Source organism: Haloechinothrix aidingensis, from assembly GCF_013450155.1.
In the GTDB taxonomy this organism is placed as follows: Bacteria; Actinomycetota; Actinomycetes; order Mycobacteriales; family Pseudonocardiaceae; genus Haloechinothrix; species Haloechinothrix aidingensis.
Map to the genome: position 1 here is coordinate 145250 of NZ_JACCKD010000006.1, position 24561 is coordinate 169810.

The 24561-nt window shown below is 67.4% G+C and carries 19 protein-coding genes; all 19 read left to right on the top strand.

The window, feature by feature from the left end; all coding sequences use genetic code 11:
- Nucleotides 1-7 precede the first annotated feature (7 nt).
- The 19 genes from gnd to H0B56_RS16760 all read left to right on the top strand — a co-directional run bounded on the left by gnd (nt 8) and on the right by H0B56_RS16760 (nt 24413).
- Nucleotides 8-1033, top strand: a complete 1026-nt coding sequence (gnd, locus tag H0B56_RS16675; protein ID WP_343063927.1) for a phosphogluconate dehydrogenase (NAD(+)-dependent, decarboxylating) — start codon at nt 8-10, stop codon at nt 1031-1033.
- Nucleotides 1033-2730 carry a glucose-6-phosphate isomerase gene (pgi, locus tag H0B56_RS16680; protein ID WP_219632834.1) on the top strand — a complete coding sequence of 566 codons (1698 nt, stop codon included), beginning with the start codon at nt 1033-1035 and terminating at the stop codon, nt 2728-2730. The genes gnd and pgi overlap by 1 nt, the downstream gene beginning before the upstream one ends.
- On the top strand, nt 2708-3724 hold the full coding sequence (fgd, locus tag H0B56_RS16685; RefSeq protein ID WP_180894016.1) for a glucose-6-phosphate dehydrogenase (coenzyme-F420): 1017 nt from the start codon (nt 2708-2710) through the stop codon (nt 3722-3724). The genes pgi and fgd overlap by 23 nt, the downstream gene beginning before the upstream one ends.
- Nucleotides 3721-6072: a bifunctional FO biosynthesis protein CofGH gene (locus tag H0B56_RS16690; protein WP_219632835.1), complete on the top strand. Its 2352-nt coding sequence runs from the start codon at nt 3721-3723 to the stop codon at nt 6070-6072. The genes fgd and H0B56_RS16690 overlap by 4 nt, the downstream gene beginning before the upstream one ends.
- Nucleotides 6073-6375: 303 nt before the next feature.
- Complete coding sequence (locus H0B56_RS23285; RefSeq protein WP_281373673.1) at nt 6376-6498, top strand: hypothetical protein; 123 nt, start codon at nt 6376-6378, stop codon at nt 6496-6498.
- A gap of 482 nt (nt 6499-6980) precedes the next feature.
- Nucleotides 6981-8534, top strand: a complete 1554-nt coding sequence (locus H0B56_RS16695) for a hydantoinase/oxoprolinase N-terminal domain-containing protein (protein WP_180894018.1) — start codon at nt 6981-6983, stop codon at nt 8532-8534.
- A 53-nt stretch (nt 8535-8587) separates the two neighbouring features.
- Nucleotides 8588-9727, top strand: coding sequence for an S-methyl thiohydantoin desulfurase family protein (locus tag H0B56_RS16700; RefSeq protein WP_180894019.1), 1140 nt, complete (start codon nt 8588-8590; stop codon nt 9725-9727).
- Nucleotides 9724-10587, top strand: coding sequence for an FAD binding domain-containing protein (locus H0B56_RS16705; protein ID WP_180894020.1), 864 nt, complete (start codon nt 9724-9726; stop codon nt 10585-10587). The genes H0B56_RS16700 and H0B56_RS16705 overlap by 4 nt, the downstream gene beginning before the upstream one ends.
- Before the next feature lie 9 nt (nt 10588-10596).
- A complete protein-coding gene (locus H0B56_RS16710; protein ID WP_180894021.1) occupies nt 10597-11076 on the top strand; it encodes a (2Fe-2S)-binding protein in 480 nt (159 codons plus the stop codon).
- Nucleotides 11073-13364, top strand: a complete 2292-nt coding sequence (locus tag H0B56_RS16715; protein ID WP_180894022.1) for a xanthine dehydrogenase family protein molybdopterin-binding subunit — start codon at nt 11073-11075, stop codon at nt 13362-13364. The genes H0B56_RS16710 and H0B56_RS16715 overlap by 4 nt, the downstream gene beginning before the upstream one ends.
- A 564-nt stretch (nt 13365-13928) precedes the next feature.
- On the top strand, nt 13929-14774 hold the full coding sequence (locus tag H0B56_RS16720) for an ABC transporter permease (RefSeq protein WP_180894023.1): 846 nt from the start codon (nt 13929-13931) through the stop codon (nt 14772-14774).
- 13 nt (nt 14775-14787) lie between these two features.
- On the top strand, nt 14788-15627 hold the full coding sequence (locus tag H0B56_RS16725) for an ABC transporter permease (protein WP_180894024.1): 840 nt from the start codon (nt 14788-14790) through the stop codon (nt 15625-15627).
- A 30-nt stretch (nt 15628-15657) separates the two neighbouring features.
- The gene (locus H0B56_RS16730; protein WP_180894025.1) at nt 15658-16509 is read left to right on the top strand and encodes an ABC transporter ATP-binding protein; all 852 of its coding nucleotides are present in this window, start codon (nt 15658-15660) and stop codon (nt 16507-16509) included.
- A gap of 1 nt (nt 16510) precedes the next feature.
- Nucleotides 16511-17743 carry an MlaD family protein gene (locus tag H0B56_RS16735; RefSeq protein WP_180894026.1) on the top strand — a complete coding sequence of 411 codons (1233 nt, stop codon included), beginning with the start codon at nt 16511-16513 and terminating at the stop codon, nt 17741-17743.
- Nucleotides 17740-19110 carry an MlaD family protein gene (locus H0B56_RS16740; protein WP_180894027.1) on the top strand — a complete coding sequence of 457 codons (1371 nt, stop codon included), beginning with the start codon at nt 17740-17742 and terminating at the stop codon, nt 19108-19110. Before H0B56_RS16735 ends, H0B56_RS16740 begins: the two co-directional genes overlap by 4 nt.
- Nucleotides 19111-19112: 2 nt before the next feature.
- Complete coding sequence (locus H0B56_RS16745; RefSeq protein ID WP_180894028.1) at nt 19113-20381, top strand: MlaD family protein; 1269 nt, start codon at nt 19113-19115, stop codon at nt 20379-20381.
- Nucleotides 20378-21790 (top strand): MCE family protein, encoded by a 1413-nt coding sequence (locus tag H0B56_RS16750; protein WP_180894029.1) that lies wholly within the window; start codon nt 20378-20380, stop codon nt 21788-21790. Before H0B56_RS16745 ends, H0B56_RS16750 begins: the two co-directional genes overlap by 4 nt.
- Nucleotides 21787-23091: an MlaD family protein gene (locus H0B56_RS16755; RefSeq protein ID WP_180894030.1), complete on the top strand. Its 1305-nt coding sequence runs from the start codon at nt 21787-21789 to the stop codon at nt 23089-23091. Before H0B56_RS16750 ends, H0B56_RS16755 begins: the two co-directional genes overlap by 4 nt.
- Nucleotides 23091-24413 carry an MlaD family protein gene (locus H0B56_RS16760; RefSeq protein ID WP_219632836.1) on the top strand — a complete coding sequence of 441 codons (1323 nt, stop codon included), beginning with the start codon at nt 23091-23093 and terminating at the stop codon, nt 24411-24413. Before H0B56_RS16755 ends, H0B56_RS16760 begins: the two co-directional genes overlap by 1 nt.
- The last annotated feature ends 148 nt before the right edge of the window (nt 24414-24561 follow it).

The following is a 24561-nucleotide window of genomic DNA, read 5'->3' on the forward strand; positions in this document are numbered from 1 at the left end:
TTGGGAGATGGCGATGCAGGTGGGCATGGTCGGGGCCGGCCGGATGGGCGCGAACCTGGCGCGGCGGTTGACGCGGGCCGGGCACGGGTGCGTGGTGTATGACTCGGTCCCTGAGGCGGTGGAGCCGTTGCGGGCCGACGGGGCCCGCACGGCGTCGTCGCTTGCCGAGCTGGTGGCCGGTCTGGCCACACCGCGGGTGGTGTGGTTGATGGTTCCGGTCGAGCGCACCGGCAGCGTGCTGGACGAGGTGGCCGGGTTGCTGGATCCGGGTGATGTGGTGATCGATGGCGGCAATTCCTACTATCGCGATTCGGTTGCGCGAGCCCGTGAGCTCGGTGTCGCCGGGATCCGGTTCGTGGATGTGGGCACCAGCGGTGGGGTGTACGGGCTGCAGCGGGGTTTTTGCCTGATGATCGGTGGGGAGACCGTGACGGTGCGGTGGCTGGATCCGGTCTTTCGCGCGCTGGCCCCAGGGGGCATGGACGGGGCAGCCGGGGCGCAGTCGAACGGGCAGGTCGACGGCGTCGATACGGCCGAGTTGGGGTATCTGCATTGCGGGCCCGCGGGGGCGGGGCATTTCGTCAAGATGGTGCACAACGGTATCGAGTACGGTCAGATGGCCGCGCTGGCCGAAGGGCTGGAGATCCTGCAGCGAGCCGGTATCGGCGACGGCGCTACCGGGGGCGGCGCCGGGGTGCGGCCGGACGACGCCGAGGTCGATGGTTCCGAGCTGGATGTCGCGCGTATCGCCGAGGTGTGGCGGCGGGGGAGTGTGATCAGTTCCTGGCTGTTGGATCTGACGGCCGGGGTGCTGCGGGACGACCCGCAGCTGGAGGGGTTCTCCGGGCATGTGGCCGACTCGGGGGAGGGACGCTGGACGGTGCAGACGGCGGTGGAGGAGGGGGTGCCGGCGTACGTGCTGACCGCGGCGTTGTACGAACGGTTCAGCTCGCGGCGCAGCCGGGGTTATGCCGATCGTGTGCTGTCCGGGATGCGGCATGCCTTCGGCGGGCATCAGGAAAGGCAACACTGATGATGCGGCCGGACGCCGGGCCGGCCGCGGCGCGGTTGCAGGTGCATCATCACGCGATGCGCGGCAGGCACCTGCGGGAGTTGTTCGCAGCCGATTCCGGGCGCGGCTCGGAGCTGGTAGCCGAGTACGACGGGTTGTATCTGGACTATGCCAAGACGCACGTCACGGCCGAGACGATCGACCTGCTGGCCGGGATGGCGCGGGAGAGACACCTCGAGCAAGGCATCCAGGACCTGCTGAGCGGGCAGCCCGTCAACTGCACCGAGGCGCGACCGGCGCTGCATACCGCGCTGCGCACGCCCGCGCACACGACGTTGACGGTGGGTGGCTACGACGTGATCTCGCGGGTGCATCGTGTGCTGGATCGCATGGGTGCCTTCGTGGATCGGGTGCGCACCGGGCAGTGGCGCGGCTACACCGGGGGACGGATCACGTCGGTGGTCAACATCGGCATCGGAGGGTCCCATCTCGGCCCGGCGATGGCCTATCAGGCGTTGTCGGCCGATGTCAGCGGCGGGATCGAGGTGCATTTCGTCTCCAACATCGACGGTCACGACCTCGCCGAGACGCTACGGCGGGTGGATCCTGCCCACACCCTGTTCGTGGTCTCCTCCAAGACGTTCACCACCGCCGAGACACTGACCAATGCGCGTACGGCACGAGCGTGGCTTGTCGACGCGCTCGGCGATGCCGACGCGGTCGCGCACCATTTCGTGGCGGTCTCGACCAACCGCGACGAGGTCGCCGCGTTCGGTATCGCTTCCGAGGCGATGTTCGAGTTCTGGGACTGGGTCGGCGGCCGTTGCTCGCTGCATTCGGCGATCGGGCTGTCGCTGATGCTGGCCATCGGGCCCGAGCAGTTCCACCGGCTGCTGGCCGGCGCCCACAGCATGGACGAACATTTCCGTTCCGCACCGCTGCGACGCAACCTGCCGGTGCTGCTGGGGCTGCTCGGGGTGTGGTATCGCAACTATTTCGGTACGACGGCCCACGCGGTGTTGCCCTACGATCAGCGGCTGTCGCGCTTTCCCGCGTACCTGCAACAGCTCGAGATGGAAAGCAACGGCAAGTCCGTCGACCGTACCGGCAGGCCCGTGCAGGGCAATACCGCTCCGGTGGTGTGGGGCGAGCCTGGCACCAACGGTCAGCACGCGTTCTTCCAACTGTTGCATCAGGGAACCTGCCTGGTGCCGTGCGAGTTCATCGGGGTGTGCCGGCCCGCGCATGATCATACCGAGCATCACGACATGCTGGTCGCCAACCTTCTGGCCCAGGGGCAGGCGCTGGCTTTCGGCAGGACCACCGACGAGCTCGCCGCTGCGGGCGTGCCTGCCTGGCAGCGCCCGCACCGCGTGTGTCCCGGCAACCGGCCGAGTGTCACGGTGCTGCTGCCGAGGTTGACGCCCTACACGCTCGGCCAGCTCGTCGCCCTGTACGAGCACAAGGCCTTCACCCAGGGCTGGATCTGGGGCATCAACCCGTTCGACCAGTGGGGTGTGGAGCTCGGCAAGACTCTGGCCGGTGACGTGCTGGCCGATCTGCGTGCCGCGCACCCGCAGCCGCGGCACGACAGCTCCACCCACGGCCTGATGAACCACTACCGCACCCACGCACACCGCACACCGCCCGCTGCCGCAGCGGGCGGTGTCGATGCCAACCTGAAGGGAGCCTGCGATGCCACTCAAGATCGGGTATAAGGCCTCAGCCGAACAGTTCGCACCCCGCGACCTGGTGGAGTATTCGGTGCTTGCCGAGGAGGTGGGGCTGGACAGCGTGGTGGTCTCGGACCATTTCCTGCCGTGGCGCCGCACCGGAGGGCACGCGCCGTTCGCGCTGTCGTGGATGAGTGCGGTGGGCGAGCGCACCCGCCGCGTGCAGCTGGGGACCTCGGTGCTGACGCCGACGTTTCGCTACAACCCCGCGGTGGTGGCCCAGGCCTTCGCGACCATGGGGTGTTTGTATCCCGGCCGGGTCATGCTCGGTGTCGGCACGGGCGAGGCGCTCAACGAGGTGGCCGTCAGTGGCCGCGAGTGGCCGGAGTTCAAGGAACGCTTCGCCCGGTTGCGCGAGTCGGTGCGGTTGATGCGACAGCTGTGGACCGACGAGGACATCACCTTCGACGGCGACTACTACACGCTGGCCCACGCCAGCATCTTCGACCGGCCGGAGACCCCGGTGCCGGTCTACGTCGCCGCGGGCGGGCCGATGGTCGCCCGCTATGCCGGCCGCGCCGCCGACGGGTTCATCTGCACCAGCGGTAAGGGTATGGAGCTCTACACCGACAAGCTGCTGCCCGCCGTGGAGGAAGGCGCGGCAGCGGCCGAGCGGGACGCCGCGGGCATCGACCGCATGATCGAAATCAAGATCTCCTACGACCGCGACTACGAACGGGCCCTGGAGAACTGCCGGTTCTGGGCGCCGCTGTCGCTGACTGCCGAGCAGAAACACTCGGTCACCACCGCCGAGGAGATGGAACGGCTGGCCGACGAACTACCGATCGAGCAGGTGCGGCAGCGCTGGATCGTGGCCGCGGACCCGGACGAGGCCCTGCGCGCGATCGAACCCTACCTCCAGGCGGGGTTCACCCACCTTGTCGTGCACGGACCCGGTCACGACCAGCACCGATTCCTCGAACAATTCTCCGCCGACGTCGCACCCAAACTCCGCCAATGGGAAGGAACGCGAGCATGAACGGCAACACCGGGCTACTGGAACGACCGCTGGATCGGCTCACCGCCACCGCCCGGGAGATCCGCGACCGCAGCGTCGGTTCCCGCGTCACCTACTCGCCCAAGGTGTTCCTCCCACTGACCACGCTGTGCCGGGACCGGTGCGGCTACTGCACGTTCGCCACCGCCCCCGGCGCGGTCGAGTCGCCGTACATGAGTCCGGACCAGGTGGTGGAGCTGGCCGAACGCGGTGCCCGGGCCGGGTGCCACGAGGCGCTGTTCACCCTCGGGGAACGGCCCGAGCTGCGGTATCCGGCCGCACGCGAGTGGCTTGCGGAGCACGGTTACGGCTCGACCGTGGAGTACCTCGCGGCGATGTGCCGGCTGGTGCTGTCCGAGACCGGGCTGCTGCCCCATGCCAACGCGGGCGCGCTGGACGCCGACGAGCTCGCCATGCTCCGTCCGGTCACCGCGAGCCAGGGCATGATGCTGGAGTCACTGCGTGACGATCTGGCAGCGCACCGCGGAGCGCCGGACAAGGACCCCGAGCGGCGGCTGGCCACCCTGGAGGACGCTGGGCAGCTGGCGATTCCGTTCACCACCGGCATCCTGGTCGGCATCGGTGAGACCGCGGCCGACCGGCTGGCCGGGCTGGAGGCGATCGCCGCGGCCCACCGCCGCTACGGGCACGTGCAGGAAGTGATCGTGCAGAATTTCCTGCCCAAAGCCGGTACCGCCATGCGCGACGCCCCGGCCTGCCCGCGGGACGAGTTCCTCCGGACGATCGCGCTGGCTCGGCTCGTGCTGCCGGCCGAGATCCACGTACAAGCGCCCCCCAACCTCTCCGACGAGCTCGGCTCCATGCTGCATGCCGGCATCGACGACTGGGGCGGGGTTTCCCCGGTCACGCGCGATCACGTCAACCCAGAACGCCCCTGGCCCGAACTGGAGCACCTGCGCAGCGTCACCGAGGCCGCCGGCCACACGCTGGCACCCCGGCTGACCATCTACCCCGAGTACGCCAGGGACCCGCAGCGGTGGCTGGACCCGGACCTGCGCTTCCCGGTACTCGATCGCAGCGACGCCGAGGCGCTGGCCCGCGACGATGCCGGTATCCACCTGCCGGAACGCTACACCGAGGCCCGTAACGCCGGCACCGGCGCCGAGGTCGAGCTTTCCGGCCGCCGCTCAACCGCCTGGTACGCCGGTGCGGACCGGGCCACGCCCGTTCTGCTGCCCGGTACCCCCCGCGCCACAGGTGCGGTGGGCGAGGTGCTGGCAGGCGCACGTGCCGGCCAGGAACTGGGCGAGTCCGAGATCGTCACGCTGTTCGCCGCCCGCGGTCCCGAGGTGGCTGCCGTGGCCGAACTCGCGGACGAGCTGCGCGTCGCGGCTGTCGGTGACACCGTGACCTATGTCCGCAACCGCAATATCAACTACACCAATGTATGCACGTTCAAGTGCCGGTTCTGCGGGTTCTCGAAGGGTCCGCTGTCGCTGAACCTGCGTGGCAGTCCCTACCTGCTTTCCCTGGACGACATCGCCGGGCGCGCCAGCGAGGCAGCCGAACTCGGTGCCACCGAAGTATGCCTGCAAGGCGGCATCCATCCCGAGTTCGACGGCGACTTCTACCTCGACGTCATCCGCGCGGTCCGCGAAGCCGCACCCGGGCTCCACATCCACGGGTTCACTGCTCTCGAGGTCACCGAAGGCGCACGGCGCCTCGGCGAACCCCTTGCCGACTACCTCACCCGCCTGCGCGACGCGGGACTGAGCTCGCTTCCCGGTACCGCCGCCGAGATCCTCGATGACGATATTCGCGCGATCATCTGTCCCGACAAGATCACCACCGACCAATGGCTCGACGCCCACCGCACCGCGCACGACGTCGGGCTGGCGTCGAACATCACGATCATGTTCGGCACCGTCGAAGATCCCCGGCACTGGGCCCGTCACCTGCTGCGCACCCGCGCCCTCCAGCGTCAGACCGGCGGGTTCACCGAGTTCGTCCCCCTGCCCTTCGTGCACATGGCCGCCCCCCTCTACCTCAAACAAGCGGCCCGCAGAGGACCCACCTGGCGCGAGGTCATCCTCATGCACGCCATCGCGCGCATCGTCTACCACGGGCACCTCGACAACATCCAAGCATCCTGGGTCAAACTCGGCACGACCGGAGCGGCCCAACTCCTGGCCGCAGGCGTCAACGACATGGGCGGCACACTCATGGACGAGAACATCAGCCGCGCCGCGGGCGCCAGCCACGGACAGACCCTCGACGAGGACCACCTTGCCGCCCTCGTCAGCAACATGGGGCGCACCCTGCACCGGCGCACCACCCTGTATGCCGCTTCCCGGGCGAGCGTCGGGTGAATCGTGGTTCGTCAGCGCCGGGCGGCGACGCCCGGCGCTGACGAACCACGACCGTCACGATCGGTAGCGATCACGCGGCCTGCTTTCTCCTCCGCGCTGTTCGTGCCCCGTGACGTGCCGGCTGTGCCGCGTGCGTAGCCGGCTCCGCACCGACGGCCGGTCCCGTGCTCGATCCCGTCCGGCACCATCCGTGCTCGTGCAGGACGGCGACCGTCGGGATGAATGTCGTAGCCGGCTGACCGCAGACCGCGCAGGGGATCCCGTTCAGCGGGTACTCGGCGAACATGGCCATGATCTCCTCGGATGATTGATGGTGACGATGCCTTCGTAGTCTTCGACGTCGAACGGCAACCCCGCGAACCCGGCGTGGTGGCGATGCCGGGTGCCGAGATGTCGCCGTTGGCGTCCCACCGGGGCGGGACGTGAGTACCGTGGGCCGCAGGCAGTGAGGGCGTGGCCGCGGAACGGAACCGATCGGCATGGCCAATCCTCCCCGAACCGGTCGCTGGTCCGTTGCGTTCAACCGAGTACAGCTTGACGGCGGCAGTATCCCGGCACATCCGGTGAACTACCCAGGTCATACCTACGTAGTCGTGAGCCGCTGGAGGGGGGACGCTGCCGTAACCGGCACGGGTTGGCGCTGTGCACTAGCCGTGTCGGCTCGCTTCTGTCTTTTGGCCAATGACAGGGCGGATACGCGACCTTAGGCTACGGGTAATCGTTACGGAAGCCCGGAAAATCCCGCGATCGTATTCTTCGGAAACCAGATCATTATATGTCTTTTCATGTCTATAAAACGTGCAACGAAGCGTCGGTACTGACATGTTCCTGGGAACGGCCTTCGATGGTCCATTCGGTATCAACAGGCGCGACAGTGTTCAGGGTCAACGGCGGGGTGAGGTGACAGGATGCGCATTGGTATCGACGTCGGTGGCACGAATACGGACGCGGTGCTGCTGGACAGTGCGGCGGTGCTGGCCGAGTCGAAGGCGACGACAAGCGCTGATGTGACGAGCGGGATCGTCGACGCCATCGACGATCTGCAGCGGCAGCACCCGTTCGAACCGTCGCGCGTGCGGGCGGTGATGATCGGGACCACCCATTTCATCAACGCCATCGTCGAGGCCAACCGGCTGTGCTCGACGGCCGTCATCCGGCTCGGACTCCCGGCGACAGCGGCGCTGCCTCCGCTGGTGGACTGGCCGGAACGGTTGGTCACGGCCATGAACGGCACGGCCTACGTCTGCCACGGTGGTCACGAGTTCGACGGCAGCCTGATCGCGCCGCTCGACCGGGCGGAGCTGGATGCCGTCACCCGGCAGCTCGCCGACCATGACGTGCGGTCGGTAGCGATATCCTCCGTTTTCAGTCCGGTCAACGCCGAGATGGAACGCGAAGTGGCCTCACTGGTAGCCGACCGTGTACCGGGTGTCCACGTGAGTATGTCCCATGAGATCGGGCGTATGGGGCTGCTGGAGCGCGAGAACGCGACGATCATCAACGCGTCACTGCGCGAGCTTGCCGACCACGTGTGCACCGGACTTGCCTCGACGCTGGCCGAAGCCGGCTTCCATGCTCCGCTCTATCTCAGCCAGAACGACGGAACACTCATGGATGTCGACTTCGCACGCAAGTACCCCGTGGCGACCTTCGCCTCCGGGCCGACGAACTCCATGCGTGGCGCGGCCTTTCTGTCCGGATTAGATACATGTGCTGTCGTCGATGTCGGAGGGACATCCAGCGACGTCGGCATACTGCAGTCCGGGTTTCCCCGCGAGGCCACATCCGAGGTCGACGTGGGTGGCGTGCGCACCAACTTCCGCATGCCCGACGTGCTGTCCATCGGTATCGGTGGCGGTAGCCGGGTTCGCACGGAGAACGGTCGGGTCACCGTCGGACCGGACAGCGTGGGTTACCGGATCCGCGAGGAGGCGCTGGTCTTCGGTGGACGTACCACGACAGCGACCGACCTCGCTGTCGCGGGCGGCATGGCGACGGTGGGCGATCCGGACGCCGTGCGGCACGTGGACGACGCGACCGTGCGGGAAGGCCTGGCCCTGATGGCCGACGAGGTCGCGGGCCTTGTGGACCGGATGCGAACCAGTCCGGCACCCCTGCCGGTGGTCCTTGTCGGCGGAGGAAGCATCATCCTTCCCGATGAGCTGGGCGACGCTCCGAAGGTACTCCGTCCCGACCACTACTCGGTAGCCAACGCCATCGGGGCGGCGATCGCCCAGATCGGGGGCGAGGTGGACCGGATATTCGCGGTGGATCAGGGGCGCCGTGACGCCGTACTGGACGAAGCCAAACAGGAGGCTGCCGATAGTGCGGTGGCTGCCGGTGCGGAGCCGGGAACCGTCGAGATCGTCGAGGTTGAAGAGTTCCCGATCGCGTACTTGCCGGGCAACGCTACGCGCATCCGTGTCAAGGCTGTAGGCGACCTGAGCCTGCAGGACGACTGACTTCATCGACCGGGAACATGTGACGCCGACGTACCCGGGAAAGGGCACATATCATGGCATTCGAACTCACCCGTGACGACCTTCGGGACCTGGTCCGTGGCGCCGCGCTACTCGGCACGGGCGGTGGTGGCGACCCGTCGATCGGTCGCACTCTGGTGTCCGAGGCGCTTCGCGACGGGCGTAGCGTCACGATCGTCAGCCCAGACGAGCTCGACGACGACGACTACGTCGTCCCGACGGCTTTCATGGGAGCGCCGAGCGTGCTGGTAGAGCGGCTCCCCGGGGGAACCGAAGCGATCGACGCCCTGCGCGCGCTCGAAGCGCACACCGGGCAACGGGCTACCGCCACCATGCCCATCGAGTCCGGTGGTATCAACTCGACCATCCCGCTGTTCGTCGCCGCGCGGCACGGAATCCCCGTTGTGGACGCCGATGGCATGGGACGGGCGTTTCCGGAGCTGCAGATGGAGACCTTCGCGGTGTACGGCGTCGACGGTCCGCCGCTGGCGATAGCCGATGAACGCGGAGACACGGCGATCGTGGATACCGGCAGCGACAACAAGAAGATGGAGAACTGGGCACGCGTGCTCACGGTTCAGATGGGTGGCGTGAGCCATATCGCCGCGTACGGGATGCGCGGCGCGGATATCAGGCGGACCGCCATACCGGGGACGCTGTCGCTTGCCCTTGCCCTCGGACGCACGCTGCGGGAGGCGCGTGAACAACACCGCGACCCGATGGGGGCGCTGAAGGACGCGCTCGCCGATACCCTCTACGAACGCGGGGACGTGATCTTCACCGGCAAGGTCGTCGATGTGGATCGCCGCACAGTCGAGGGTTTCACCCGAGGCAGAGCGACCATCGCGGCGTTCGACGGCGACGCGAGCTGCACGATCGACTTCCAGAACGAGTTCTTACTGGCCAAGGTCGACGGCCGGACGAGGGCCATCGTTCCCGACCTGGTCACGGTGCTCCATATGGAGACGGGAGAACCGATCACCGCGGAGTCGCTCCGCTACGGCAATCGTGTACATGTGTTCGCCATCTCCACACCGGAGATGATGCGGACCCCTGAGGCGTTGCGTGTCTTCGGTCCGTCGGCATTCGGCGTCGACGAGGATTTCGTTCCCTTCGAGCAACTCCCGGTCGGATCGCACAGCTCAGTGGTGCCGGAGAAAGAGGTGGCCGAATGACGAGAACAGTAGCGACCGCGGACGTGCATCGCGCTACGACGTTGCACGAGGCAGCGCGCATGCTGCTGGAGCTTGGTACGGGCGGCGAGGCCCTCGGTGGCGGTACGTGGGTCATGCGGGCCCCCGCGCGCGGCCACTCGTTGCGGGAATCCTACGTTTCGCTCGGCCGGATCCCGGAACTTAGGGAGCTGACCATCGGGGACGAGGTCGTTCTCGGTGCCGGGCTGACGCATGCCCGCCTTGCCGGGCTCACCGGCCCCCCGGCCCTGACCTGCATTCGGGAGGCCGCACGTCAGTCCGCGTTCCCGCAGGTTCGGGCGGTAGCGACGCTCGGCGGGAACATCCGCGCGCTCGGGTTCGCCGAAGCCGACCTCGTCCCGGCGTTGCTGGCCGCCGGTACGGAGGTCGAGCTGTACACGACGGGGGGAACCTCGCGGATGAGCCTGGAGCGGTACCTCCCGGTGCGCGGTCAGCGCCCGCCCGGAGAGGTGATCAGCCGGGTGCACCTACCCGCGCCGCGGAACCGGGTGTCGGCGTTCGAACGCCTGACCGTGCGCTCCTCCGGGGAGTATCCGATCCTCAACGTCGCGCTGTCGGCCGACGTCGACGACGGTGTGGTGCGCGCGGCCCGTCTCGCCGTCGGCAGCATGGAGCCGGTAGCCCGGCTGTGCCATGCGGCAGAAGCGGCCTTGATCGGGCACCGCATCGGTGATGCGACCGCGATCGAGACCGCCGCGACAGAGGCCGCGATGGAGTGCGTGGCACGGGACGGCCTCGACGCGCCCGCGTGGTACCGCCGCGAGGTCTTGCCGTCGCTGATCCGCCGCGTCGCACACCGCCTGTCCCACGATTCGATCTAGGAGCGCCCCATGACCTACGCATTTACCCTGAACGGCCAACCCATCGAGGTCGAGGCGGATGTCGCGGGGATGACATCGTTGCTGTCCGTGCTGCGAGAAAGCTTCGGGCTCACCGGGACCAAGCTCGGCTGCGGGGAGGGTCGCTGCGGAGCGTGTACCGTGCTCGTGGACGGGACACCGGTCGTCTCGTGCTTGTACCCGCTCGCCAACGTCGACTCCAGTGACGTGCGAACAGTGGAAGGGCTCGCCAGGCCGGACGAGCCACTCACCGCGGTGCAGAGCGCATTGCTCGATCACGGGGCGGTGCAATGCGGGGCATGCGTGCCCGGCGTTGCGATGACGCTCACCGCGCTACTCGAATGCGCGGAGCATGTAACCGAGGACGACGTACGCGCCGCGCTGACCGGGAACATCTGCCGTTGCACCGGGTATACCAAGTTCGTCGAGGCTGCGGCGAGTGTCGCCGCGGATTCGGGAGGCCGGCGATGACGGCGGTCGGAAAGAACGTTCGCCGCGCGGACGGCGAGGGAAAGGTTCGCGGTTCCGTACGCTACGGGATGGACTATACGGAGCCGGGTGCGCTGACCGGCAAGGTCTTGCGTTCCTCGCTCCCGGCGGCACGGATCGTCACACTGGACACGTCCACTGCCGCGAGCATGCCGGGCGTGCGCGCCATCGCGACAGCGGTGGACGCGCCCGGACTGTCCGGAATGTTCTTCGTGCTGAAGGACCAGTCGTTGTTCGCCAAGGACGAGGTCCGGTACGCCGGTGAGGCTCTCGCGGCGGTCGCCGCCGACACCGAGGCACAGGCCGAGGCTGCCCTCGCGGCGATCGAGGTGGTCCTCGACCCCCATGAGCCCGTGCTCGATCCCGACCACGCGCTCACCGACGGTGCGCGGTTGATCCATCCCGACTGGGAGAACTACGAGACGATCGTGCCGGGACCACGTTCCGGCAATCTCGCGTGGGAGTCGCGTATCGAACAGGGCGACGTCGACGCCGCGTTCCAGCAGGCCTATCGCGTCGTCGAGGACGAGTTCCGTACGCAGCGGCAGCATCAGAACTCTATCGAGCCGCATGCCGCGGTGGCCCGGTACGAAGAAGGCCGGTACATCGTGCACACGCCGACGCAGTTCCCGTTCAACGTACGCGGCAGAACGGCGGAGCTACTCGGCGTGCGCCCGTCCGACGTGCGGGTGGTCGTACCGGCCATCGGCGGAGGATTCGGTGGCAAGCTCGACATCATGCTCGAGCCGTTCGCGTGTGTTCTCGCGCGCAAGTCCGGGCGTCCCGTGCGCATCGTGAACACGCGGAGCGAGGAGCTGCGGACCTGCGCGCCCCGGGAGGGCGGCATCGTCCGGCTCCGGACGGCGGTAGCAAGGGACGGTTCCATCCTTGCCCAGGAAGGCGAGATCATCGCGGACAACGGGGCGAACAGCAGCGGCGAGACGGTGGCGTGCGCCAATGTCGCATCGCTCGTGCTGGGCAGCACCTACCGGGTTCCCAACGCGCGTTACGTCAGCAAGGTCGTCTACACCAACACCCCGCCCACAGCGGCGTTCCGTGGCGTCAACGGCCCGTACTGTGTCTTCGCCCAGGAGATGCACCTGGACCACATAGCGCGGGAACTCGGTATGGACCGGCGCGACATCCGGCGGCACAACCTCATGGGGTCGGGCGATGTGATGGTGAACGGTCAGGAGGTCGATGGCCCGTTCCTCCAGCAGGCGATGGATGAGCTGGAGAACATGCGACCGTGGCAGCAGCTCGAGACGAGTAAGCGACCGTACCGGGGTCACGCGATCGTGCCCGTTACCTGGTTGACGAACCCCGGGGCCGGTAGCGCGAGCGTGAAGCTGAACGAGGACGGCACCGTTACGGTCGCCAGTGCCGCCACCGAGATCGGTAGCGGGGCCGTCGCGACCGGTGTCCGTCAGCTCGTCGCGGACGAGCTCGGGGTGGACTTCCATGACGTGCTGGTCACATCGCCCGACACCGATACAGGGGGATATGACCTGGGTGCGCAGGGAAGCAGGACCACCTTCGGCGCAGGTAACGCGACGATCGACGCCGGGAAGAAGGTGCGGGAACAGATCCTGGATGTCGCGGCGGACCTGCTCGAGGCGGCGCCGGAGGATCTCGAGCTCGCCGATGGTTCCGTGCATGTGCACGGGGTGCCCGATCGTCAGGTGGGACTCGCGGCCATAGCCGCGACCGCGTCGATGACCAGCGGTCCCATCATCGCGTCGGGCGGGTTCGTCGCCCCTCCCGAGCAGTTCGACGGTGGCTGCATGACCGGAGCGCTGTTCACGCACTTCACCGCCGCGACCTATCACGCGCACCATGCCGAGGTCGAGGTCGACCCGGAGACCGGCCAGGTCACGGTCCTGCGGTACGCGGTCGTGCAAGACGTCGGGCGTGCGATCAACCCGCAGATGATCGAAGGGCAGATTCAGGGCGGTGTCGTACAGGGGCTGGGATACGCGCTGTACGAGGACCTGCGTGTACGTGGCGGCCAGGTCGTCGACGACGACCTCGAGTCCTACCGGTTGCCGATCGCGGCCGACACACCGCCGATCGACATCTCCATCCTCGAGAATCCGTGCCCGTACGGGCCGTTGGGTGCCAAGGGGGCTGCCGAGCCCCCGATCGTCCCGGTCGCGGCGGTGATCGGATGCGCCGTGGCGGATGCGATCGGCGCCCCGGTGAACGAGTTGCCGGTCACTCCGTTCGCCGTGCTGCAGGCACTGCGGAAACAGGATGAAAGCGCGGCGTGAGGCTCGCGATGGGCGCGCCGTCCGGTGCGCCCATCACGGCTCATCCGGTAACAAGCCCGGGGAAGGTGGAGTACCGCCGTCCCCGGGCTTGCCGTCTTTCGGGCCGGATACGCACCGCTCGGTGATTTATCGGTGTACGGGGCAGCCGTTCTCGCGAACCGGTGGAAAGCTAGCCGGTCACGAGTTCGTCGCGGTTCCCGGAAGAGCTGGCAGTGTGCACTAGTTCACGTGCTCCGGTTCTGTGATTTTGCTAATGACGCCGATAGTGGCCCCACCTAGACTACGAACAACATCAGAGAGTGCCGTAGCCAGCATTTGACGGCCCGACCCGGAACGGAGTCCGCGCCTTGTCGACTGTGGCAGCAATGAATGAAGCGCTTTCACTGTGCCGGAGAATTGGATCGACGCAATTCCGGCCGCTGTGCGGTTCCACTCCCGGATCGGAGGACTCGCGCACCGGCGGCGGAGACGGGTACGGGAACGTCCTGATTCGCTGGCACGAGTCAGAATACCGAGGCCCCCATTATGTCTGAACACCGCGGTTCCCCGGCGAATCGTCGAACCGTGCTCGCCGACGACGGCACGCGCGGTGCGGGCGGGAACCGGCTTCGGTCCGTCACGCGGTCGCTTCCCGGCCCGCTACGCAACATCGCGACGGAGGTCGGTGGGCCCCTGGTACTCGCGGGCCAGACGATCCGGACAGCGGTACGCGAACCGCGCGGGTACTGGGGCGATGTCCGTGACGACACGTACGACCTGTTGAAGAAAACCATCGTTCCCGGCATCTTCGCGATGCTCGGCTACGGGATGCTGCTGGCGGTCTTCGCGGTGTCCATCTTCCTGATCCTCGGCGCGCCGAACCGCCTCGGGCCCATCTATGTGGCCATCCTGATCAGGGAGATCGCGCCGTTCATCGCGGGCAGTGTGGTGGCCGGTGTGGTGGGCACCGCGACGACGACCGAGATCGGTGCCAGGAAGATCCGGGAGGAGCTCGACGCGCTGCGGGTTCTCGGACAGGATCCGGTGCGCATGCTCGTGCTTCCACGGGTGATCGGGCTGGCGATCGTGACCTGGGTCGTCAATATTATCGGAATCCTGACCATCGTCGTTCAAGGCTACTTCGTCGCAACGTTGCTCGGTGGAACGTCGCAGGCCGCCTACCTTACCGAGTTCATGATGAACATCTCGGTTCCCGAGATATTCGCCAACGCGGTCAAAATGATCCTGATAGGTCTGATCATCGGATTCGTGTGCGCGAGCAAAGGTCTACGGGCCACGTCCGGAGCGGAAGGTCTGGGACGTGCCGTCAACCAGGCGATCGTCATTTCGGTACTAGCCGTATTCATCGTCAGCGTCCTGTTCAACATGGTGCTGCTCGCAACCGTTCCCGAGATGACCGTATCGCGCTAACAGGAGTGCTTTCATGACAGCAGTCAGCGACCGGTCCGCCGATACTCGAGACGCGCAACCGGCTACGGATGGTGCGCAACAACGGTATCTGGAGGAAATCGCGCTGGTCTCGAAGTGGACCGTACGTACCATCGTCGAGCTTCCCAAGGCACTGCGTTTTCCTACCGAGATCATACGCCAGTGCGCGATCATGATCCTGTCGAGCTCGGTCGTCGTCTGGATGCTGGTGTTCACCGGCGGTGTCATGGTGGCCGAGGTCAGCCATTACTTCCTGGAGACGATCGGCGCGCAGGCCTACATCGGATTCGTCACGGCGGCCGCGACACTCAAGGGTACTTCGTGTGTCTTCTTCGGCTATATCGTCGCGGCCAAGGTGGGTTGCGGGATCGTGGCGGAACTCGGCGCGATGCGGATCAACGAGGAAATCGACGCCATGGAAGTGATGGGCGTACCGTCCAGGACGTTCCTGGTCGGTACGCGTGTGTGGGCCTCCATCATCGCGTTCCCGTTCCTGTTCGTCACCGGCTTCTCGTGGGCCTTCGTCGGCAGTTACATAACGAACGTGATCATACTGAAAACCGTATCCGTAGGCGGCTACAACTCGGTGTTCTGGGCGTTTACGACCCCTGGGGACATGTTCGTTCGGTCGATGCTCTGGGCGATGATTACTGCGCTGCTCGCCATCATCATCGCGTGTTACTACGGTTACACCGCGAGTGGTGGTCCGGTAGGTGTCGGTGAGAATACGGCGCGATCCATGGCGTTCAACTTCGTCATGGTGAACCTGCTCGGAGCGGGAGCCATGTTCCAGTTGTTCTACGGAACAAACGTGGTAATCCCTATCGGGAACTAGAAAGCATCCAGGAATCACTGGGAGGTTGTTATGCCCGATGCGGTGAGCAGTGTCGGAGAGGCGGATCCGCCCGTGCCGTCGGACGCCGGCGAACGGTGGCCGGGGGACGGCGCGTCCGCGCAGGCGAACGGTCACGCGGTCGAGGTCACCGACCTGCACAAGTCGTTCGGCACGTTTGACGTGCTACGTGGCTTGAACATCGATTTCGTCGACAACGCCGTGACGACGATTCTGGGTCCGTCGGGCACGGGTAAGAGCGTGCTTCTCAAGCACATGGTCGGGCTCCTGGAGCCGGACCGCGGCGAGGTCAACGTATTCGGCAACAATATATGGTCACTGAGCGAGAGTGAGCGTTCGGAGATGCGGAAGCGGTTCGGCGTGCTGTTTCAGGACGGCGCGCTGTTCGGCTCCATGGACATATTCGACAACGTCGCTTTCCCGCTTCGGAAAAATACGGAGATGCGGGAGTCGGAGATTCGCGATATCGTGACGGACCGGCTCGCGGAGGTGGGTCTGAGCGGGGCGGCCACGAAGCGGCCGAACGAGATATCCGGCGGTATGAAAAAGCGCGCGGGATTCGCCCGCGCGCTGGTGATGCGCCCGGACATACTTCTCTTCGACGAGCCGGATTCCGGCCTGGATCCGGTGCGAACGAGCTTGTTGTGCGATCTCATCGTCGAGATGCACCGGGAGCACCGTGGCACGTACGTGGTCGTCACGCACGACATCAATACGACACGTCGGGTCAGCGATTACGTAGGCGTGTTGTGGCAGGGCCGGCTCGTGTACTACGGACCGGTGGAAGAGGCCATGGCCTCCGAGGATCCGTTCGTTCGGCAGTTTCTCTCCGGTGATTCGGTCGGCCCGTTGGGAATGGAATGACATGTGGAAGCGATCCCTGCTGATAGGCGGAGTGCTGGTCGGCGTGCTCGGGGGCGTGGCAGCCACGTCGCTGGCGTCCGAGGACGACTACGAGGTCGACTTCGTCGTGCCGTCGGCAGCGCAACTGCTCGAAGGCTCGTTCGTGTGGATCGACGGGCAGGAGGCCGGCGAGGTGCGTGACCTCGAGGTTCGCGACGGCAAGGCCATCGTCACTGCCGCGCTCGACGAGGCGCACGCACCGCTGCACGAGGGGACGTCGGCGCGAGTCGAGTGGCAGTCGGTGCTCGGTGAGCGGATCTTCAGTGTCGATCCGGGTCCGGCCGACAACGCGGAGATCCCCTCCGGTGCCATGTACGAGGGCGAGGTCACGCAGATCGAGGTGGATCAGGTTCTCGCTGCGCTGGACGAGGAGACGCGGGAGGAACTGACGTCGCTGCTGCGCGGGCTGAACCGGACGGTTGACGGCAACGAGGAGGAGCTCAAGGCGACGCTGGCCAGCGCCGGACCGGCCGTTCGGGCACTCGGTGAAGTGCTCGACGCGGTAGGGCAGGACGGGCCCGCGATCCGGCGGCTGGTGCAGCAGCTCGAGGACATGCTCGGTGTGCTGGCCGAGCAACACGGCGATGTCTCCGGCGTGGTGGAGAACCTGACCCGTACCACGGATCGACTGGCAGAACAGCGGGAGAACGTCGCGGAGGGGCTCGGCGAGCTCCCCGGGACTCTCGATGCCGCGCGCGAGACGCTCGACGACGTCCCCGAAGCGGTGGACGCGGCGGTCCCGTTGCTCGAGGACTTCGGCCCGGCGAGCGAGCGGCTCACGTCGGTCTCGCGCAACCTGAGTCCGGTGCTGTCGGAACTGCGGCCGAGCGTCGCGGAACTGCGCCCGACGCTGGAGGCGACGCAGGTACTCCTGGATCACACGCCGGGCCTGCTCGACTCGGCGCACGGCGTACTCCCGCAGGTGACACGCACGATGAACAAGCTGCATCCCGCGGTGGCGCACCTGCGCCCGTACATGCCGGAGGCAGTCGGCTGGGTCAACAACTGGGGACGCGACTACGCCTCCTACGACTCGCAGGGCCACGTGTGGCTGGGCGGGCTGGCCCAGGCGGGGCTCGCCGCGATGAACGACCAGCCGCCAGGGGGAACGCCTCCGATGTCTGTCGAGGAACCCCCACCCGGTGAAGTGGTCGACCAGCCGTGGACCGATGCGCACGGAAGTGAGATGCGATGACGACGATGCGATCACGGGGCGCCCGCATCGCGACGATGGTTGCCGTTGCCGGTCTGGCTGTCGTGCTGGCCACTGCGGGCGTGGCCGATGATACGGACGACGTGACCATCACCGCGTGGTTCGGGGATGCCAGCCCGATGGTGCCCGGTAACGAGATCAAGGCGTCCGGTGTCACGGTGGGTGAGATCGATTCCATCGAGCTGGAAGACGAGCGGGCGAAGGTCGTGATGAGCGTGGACCGCGCCGTCCTGCCGCTCTACCGGGACGCTCGGGCCACCATCACGTTGAAGGACCTGTTCGGTGAGCGCTACATCAAGCTGGAACGTGGTTCGGGCTCGGAACCGCTGGCTGAGGGCTCGCTGGTGCTGTCAGAGGACAACACCGGCCGCGTGGTCGATCTGCAGGACATCCTCAACGAGGTCGACGACCCGACGGGAACGGCGCTCGCCGCCCTTCTGACGACGCTGGGCGAGGCGGCCAACGGTCGTGGCGAGCAGATCGCGGACGGGATCGCGGCGCTGGAACCGGCCATGCGGCAGACGGACGAGCTCGCCGCGATCCTCGGGGAGCACAACAAGCTGCTGACGGACCTCGTCGACAGTGTCCAGCCCGCCGTCTCTGCGCTGGCGGACGGCCGCGGCGAGACACTGGACAGCCTGGTGGACTCGACGGAGCTGACGCTGTCCACGGTCGCGCGGCGGAGTGCGGAGACGCGAGCGGCGCTGCAACGTCTGCCGGGGACGTTGGCGGACGCGCAACGGACGCTGGCACGGGTCGCCGGAGTGTCCGAGGACGCGACACCGACGTTGGCTGATCTGCGCCCGGTGACCGGTGACCTCAACGACGTCGCCGGCGAGCTGCACCGCTTCGCCGACGCCGTCGATCCCGCGCTGGCGTCGCTGACGCCGGTTCTCGAGCGGGCCGAGCGGATGCTTGACGAGGCCGAGCCGTTGCTCGACTCCCTCCAGCCCGCGGGCGAGGACCTGCGCGGAGTCGCCGCGCACGGCAGGACGCTCATGGATGAGGCGCTCAGCAAGCGGCTCGACAACCTCATGGAGTTCGTCCGGGGCTGGTCGCTGAGCACCTCGGGCTACGACGGGCTCAGTCACTACTTCCGCGCCGCCGTGGTCTCCTCGCCCCGGGGCCTGGGAACCACGGGGCTGGGCGCGATCCCGGGTGCGCCGGAGGCCGAGGAGGTGGTGCCGGACACGCCGCTTCCCGGAGCGACGCTGCCACCTCCGATCGGTCCCGAAGACAGTGACGGAGGCGAGGACGACGGGGCGGACGCGTCGCCGGACGGCGAGGCGACCGGTCTGACGGAGGAACAGGAACAGTCCATGCTCGGCCAGCTGCTCGGAGGTCAGTAGCGATGGGTCCACGAGAGTCGAGAAGTGTCGCGGCGACGGTGATCACCGGCGTCGCCGGGCTGGCAGGGATCGTGCTCGTCCTCTACCTCGCCGGTACGGCCCACACGGGGTTGCCGTGGCAGAGCAGCACCATGGTGCAGGCCGAGTTCACCGATACCGACAGCCTGTCGGAAGGCAACGAGGTCCGGCGTAACAGCGTGCGGATCGGCAAGGTCGCCGACATCGAGTACGAGGACGGCATCGCCGTGGTGACGATGCGGTTGGACGGGGATGTCGACATCTACGCGGACGCTACGGCCGAGGTGTGGGATTTCTCGGTTCTCGCGGCCAAGTTCGTCGAGCTCTCGCCAGGAAGCCCGGAAGCCGGTGAGCTCAACGGCGACCGCATCGCGGCGGAGCAGACGACGGACTCCGCCGATCTCTACGAGCTCTTCGAGGTGCTCGACGAGCCCAGCCGGGAAGGAGCCACCAGCGCGATCCGCGAGCTGGGCAGCGGCGCGGCGGGTCGGAGTCGCGACCTGCAGCACTTCGTACAGTCCTTCCCGGGACTGCTGGCCGATGCCGGGGAGATCTCCAGCGCGCTGGCTGCCGACGCCGCCGACCTGCCTGCACTGCTTCGCAGCGCCGAGCGGGTGGCGTCGCGGTTCGCGGGGCGTGAGGAGCAGATCGCAGGAGCCCTGGAACAGACGGATGCCACGCTGCGGGCGCTCGCGGCCGATGGTGGCGAGCCCTTGGCGGAGTCGCTGCAGCGCCTTCCGGGCACGTTGGATAGTGCGAGGACGGCATTTCAGGAGCTCGACGCGCCACTCGGTGATACCCAGGCGGCGTTCGACGAGCTCCGGACCGGTGCTCGGGCATTGTCCGAGTCCGAGGAGGACCTGCGTGGTGTGCTGCGGGAGTCTGTCGAACCGTTCGGCAAGGTGCCGGATGTGGCGGAAAAGGCCACACCGGCCGTGGGTGAGCTGTCCGGGACGTTCGCCGACGCCCGGCCCCTCGCGCCACAGGTTCGGCGTGCGCTCGACGACCTGGAAACGCCGATGAGTGTGCTGGCGCCCTACGCCCCCGAGATGGGTACGTTCTTCGTGCGCGGGCACAGCTGGACGTCGGAGAACGTCGACGGTGTGCACTACGCGCGGCTGGGGATCGCCTCCCCGGTTATCCGTACGGTGGGCGGCTTGCTCGGCCCGGGCGCCGTCGAGCAGGAGGTCTACCCGGAACCGGGCGAGGCCGATCATCACCGGGCCGAGAACCTCGTGGGAGGTGTGCGATGAAGACTCTGGGACGCGTTGCCGCGCGCCTGCCCAGGCCGGTGAACGGGGTGTCGCGCTCGACTGCCGGCCTGCTGGTCCTCGTGCTGTTCTTCGCGTTCGTGGCCGCCCTGTACAACAAGGAGCGCATCACGAACACGGTCGCCGGAATGTTCGCGGACACCACGCGGGTTCAAGCGGAGTTCTCCCGTGACTACCAGCTGCGCGACCACAAGAGCGACGTGAAGATGGGTGGGGTGATCGTCGGCTCGGCGATCGGTGGTGAGCCCTCTGACAGCGGGTCGTGGATCGTCACGATGCAGATCGACAGCGAGGCGGCGGAGAAGCTCGGAAGCAGCCCGTCCGCGAGCGTCCGCCCCACGTTGCTGCTCGGCGGGAACTACTATGTCGAGCTCCGGCCGGGCGGCGGCGGCGAGTTCGACGGCGAGACGATCCCGCGGGAGCGGACGAGCGTGCCGGTCGAGCTCGAACACGTGCTGGCCGCGGTCGGCAGCGAGGAGGCCAAGGACGGCATCCGGGCCTCGGTGGGCCAGCTCGACGGGGTGCTGCGCCAGGGAGGTTCCGGTGCGCTGGAGAACCTGCTCGAGACGGCCCCGGACGTGCTGCCGCCCACCGGCGACGTACTGGAGGCCACCCGTGGCACCAGACCGGCACGCGACCTTCCCGAACTGGTCGCGGGCTTCCAGTCGGCAGCGGATGCCCTGACACACCGGGAGGGTCAGCTCGGCGAGATCCTGTCCTCACTCGAGGCCAGCACGGCAGCGCTCGCCGAGGGAAGTGCCCCGCTCGCCGAGGCCGCGTCCACCCTTCCCGAGACGCTGCGCACCACCCGCGCCGGCCTCCGCGACCTGCAACCTACCGTGGACCAGCTGATCTCGACGGCCGAGAGCGCCCGGCCCACGGTCCGGGAACTGGACGGCCTGCTCGCCGAGCTGGATCCCGTACTGGAACGCACCCGGCCGTTCCTCGAGAACCTGCGTCCCTTGCTCGACCAGGCCCGCCCGGTCGTCGAGCAGCTGGTCCCGGTATCGGACGAGTCGACCCGGGTACTGCGGGATGTCGAGGGGCCGGTGCTGGATCGGCTCGAGGGGCCGATATCCGACACCGTGCTGTCGCCGTGGGAAGGCAGCGGGCATTATGCCGGCGGCGGGTCGAGCGGGAACCCACTGTACGTGGAGCTCGGCTACCTGGCCAGCCGTGGCGCCGACGCACTGTCCTGGAACGACGGGTCCGGCGGGCACTCGCGCCTGTCCGCGGGAATCGCGGCGAACTCGGTGGGCGGTAGTGGCACGCCGAAGAGCCTGCAGCAGTACCTGGAGACGCTCGGGCTGGCCTCGCCCGGCCCGCATCACAACGACGGTGACGCGCCGGCGACACCGTCCCTGCCAACGGAGGGAGGAGGTTCACGGTGAGGAGAAAGCACCTCTCCCTGCGCCGTAGCTGGGAGCGCATGCGGACGGTTCCCGGCCTCGGGCGCAACACACTGGTCGTCGCCGCGCTTGTCCTGCTCGGCCTGACCGCGGCGACGGTGAACCTCTACAAGGCCCATTTCGTCCCGCCCTGGGAGGAGCGGTACACTTTCGCGGCCGAGTTCGAGAACGTCACCGGGGTCAACCCGGAAACCAAACATCAGGTGACGATCGCCGGCGTCGAGGTCGGCCAGATCGTCGACTGGGAGGTGACCGGGAACGGCACCGCCTTGCTCGAGTTCAGCATCGAGCAAGGGCACGTGATCCACGACGACGCCCGGGCGGTCATGCGCACGGTGAACCCGCTCAACCAGATGTATGTCGAGATCGACCCCGGCGGTTCGCCCGCGGAACCACTACCCGAGGGTGGCAAGCTACCGAGTAGCCAGACGGAACGGGCGATACAGCCCGACGAGGTACTGGACAATCTGGACGAACGATCCCAGAGGGCGATCAACGCGTTGCTCCGCGAGTCCGATGTGGCCCTGGCACGGGCCCCCGAGCAGCTACCCGGCGGCCTGGAAGCCACCGAGAGCACCTTCACCGGGCTCCGGCCAGTGATGGAGGCGCTGCAAACGCGGAGCGACAAGCTCAGCGAGCTCATGACGGGGCTGTCCCGGATCGCCTCGGCCGCAGGTGACAATCACGAGCGGGCCACGAGTCTCGCCGACTCCGCCCAGGAGACGCTGGGGATCCTGGAAGACAATGACGCTGATCTCCGAGCGACGCTCGAGGAGCTGCCGGGACTCAACGACGAGCTCCGGAGCGCCCTGTCCGGGACCCAGGACCTGACCGAACAGCTGGACCCCGTGCTGGCCGATGTCGATGCCGCAGCGGAGTCACTGCCGGACGCGCTGAGCAGACTCGGCGCGACGACGAAGCAGATCGGGAGGACCGTCGACGAGGCGAGCCCGGTCGTGGAGAAGGCCAGGCCCGTGGTGGCGAGCCTGAGTCCTCTTGTCGACGACGTCGACCACGCGCTGGACGACGCCCGGCCGATTTCGGAGGGGCTCGACCACGACACGGAACTGGTCACCTCGTACCTGACGGACCTGCAGGCATTCGTCTACAACACCTCGTCGGTGTTCAGCACGACCGACGCGCGGGGCACGATCATCCGCGGACACGCGGTGGCCCCGCTGCCCGATGGCGGCTCGCTTCCCGGTAGCCGGGGTGGATACGCCCCGGATCCCGAAGAGAGCGGAACCGGTGGAGCCGACGAGACATCCGAGGGAGGCCGATGATGAGTATCCGGATGCGGTCCACTCCGGCCATTCGCCTGATGACCGTTCTCGGTTTCGTGGTGGCGGGGATCATCATCGCGCTGTACCTGCTTTCCGGGTCGCACCTGCGTATTCCGCTGCTCAACGAACCACACGTCTACGAGGTCTCCGCGCAGCTGGAAGACGCGGACAATCTCGTCCAGGGCGGCCAGGTACGTATCGCGGGTGTTCAGGTGGGCGATGTGCAAGCCATCGAGCATCACGACGACCACGTCGAGGCGGTGATGTCGCTGTACTCCGAACACGTACCGCTGCACGAGGGAGCGACCGTCCGTGTCGGCGCGCGGTCGCTGGTGGAGGAGACCTACCTCGAGGTGCGCGACGGGGACGGCGAGCCCATCGAGTCGGGTACGACGCTGCCGCGCGATGCGACCCGACACAGCACTCAGCTGCGGGACGTGCTGGAGAGCCTGGACCCCGAGACCCGCGATGCCATGAGCAGCCTGATGCAGTCGGTAGGCGAAGGCACAGCGGGAACGAGCGAGGATTTCGCGGATACCCTGGCAGGGCTCGGCGATCTGGGGCGTGACGGGCACACGGCTCTGGATGCGATCGCCGCCCAGTCCGAGGATCTGACCGCGCTCGCGGGGCACACCGAATCGCTACTGTCGGCGCTGGATACGAGTGAGGGCGCGATCGCGAGGATGGTCGAGAACACCGACCGTCTCACCGCGGCCACGTCGGCGCAGCGCGAGGCGATCTCCGGGACGATGCGAAAGCTTCCCGGTGTGCTGGCGAGCGCGGATAGTGCGGGTGACAGCCTCACCGAGCTGTCGGGGTCGCTGGCCCCGGTGGCGGCCAACCTGAGCGAGGCGGCACCACACCTCAGCGACGCGCTCGCCGAGCTGCCCGCCACCAGCGCGGACCTTCGCGGGCTGCTGCCCTCGCTGTCCGGCACCCTCGACAAGGCACCGCCGACGCTGGACCGCCTGCCGCGATTCTCCGGCGACATGGCCGAACTGATTCCCGAATCCATCGCGATGTTGCGCGACGTGAACCCGATGCTGGCCTATCTCGAGCCGTACGGTCCGGAGATCGCCGCATGGTTCGCCAACTTCAACGCCATCTCGCGCTACACCGACGAAGCAGGCGTCCACTACTTCCGGCTCATGCCCATCCTGAACGACATGTCGGTGGTGTCGCCGCTGGAGACCGGGGAGGTGCTTTCGTACAAGAACCCGATACCCGAGCCCGGCGCCGGCGCGGACCCGGGTTCGTTCGACCGGGAGTACCCGAAGGTGGAACGCGACCCCGACCCGCGTGAGGAACCGGATTCGGAATGAGACGGCTCCGGTCCGGTTTCGGTGCCGTGCGGCGGGCCGGTACAGCGTGCCGCGTCGCCGCCGCACGGTTCCGCCCGGCGGGCCGACCTGGGACGTTACGCCGGACGGTGTCCAGGGGCTGGCGATCCTGCCGTGCGTGGCTCTCAAT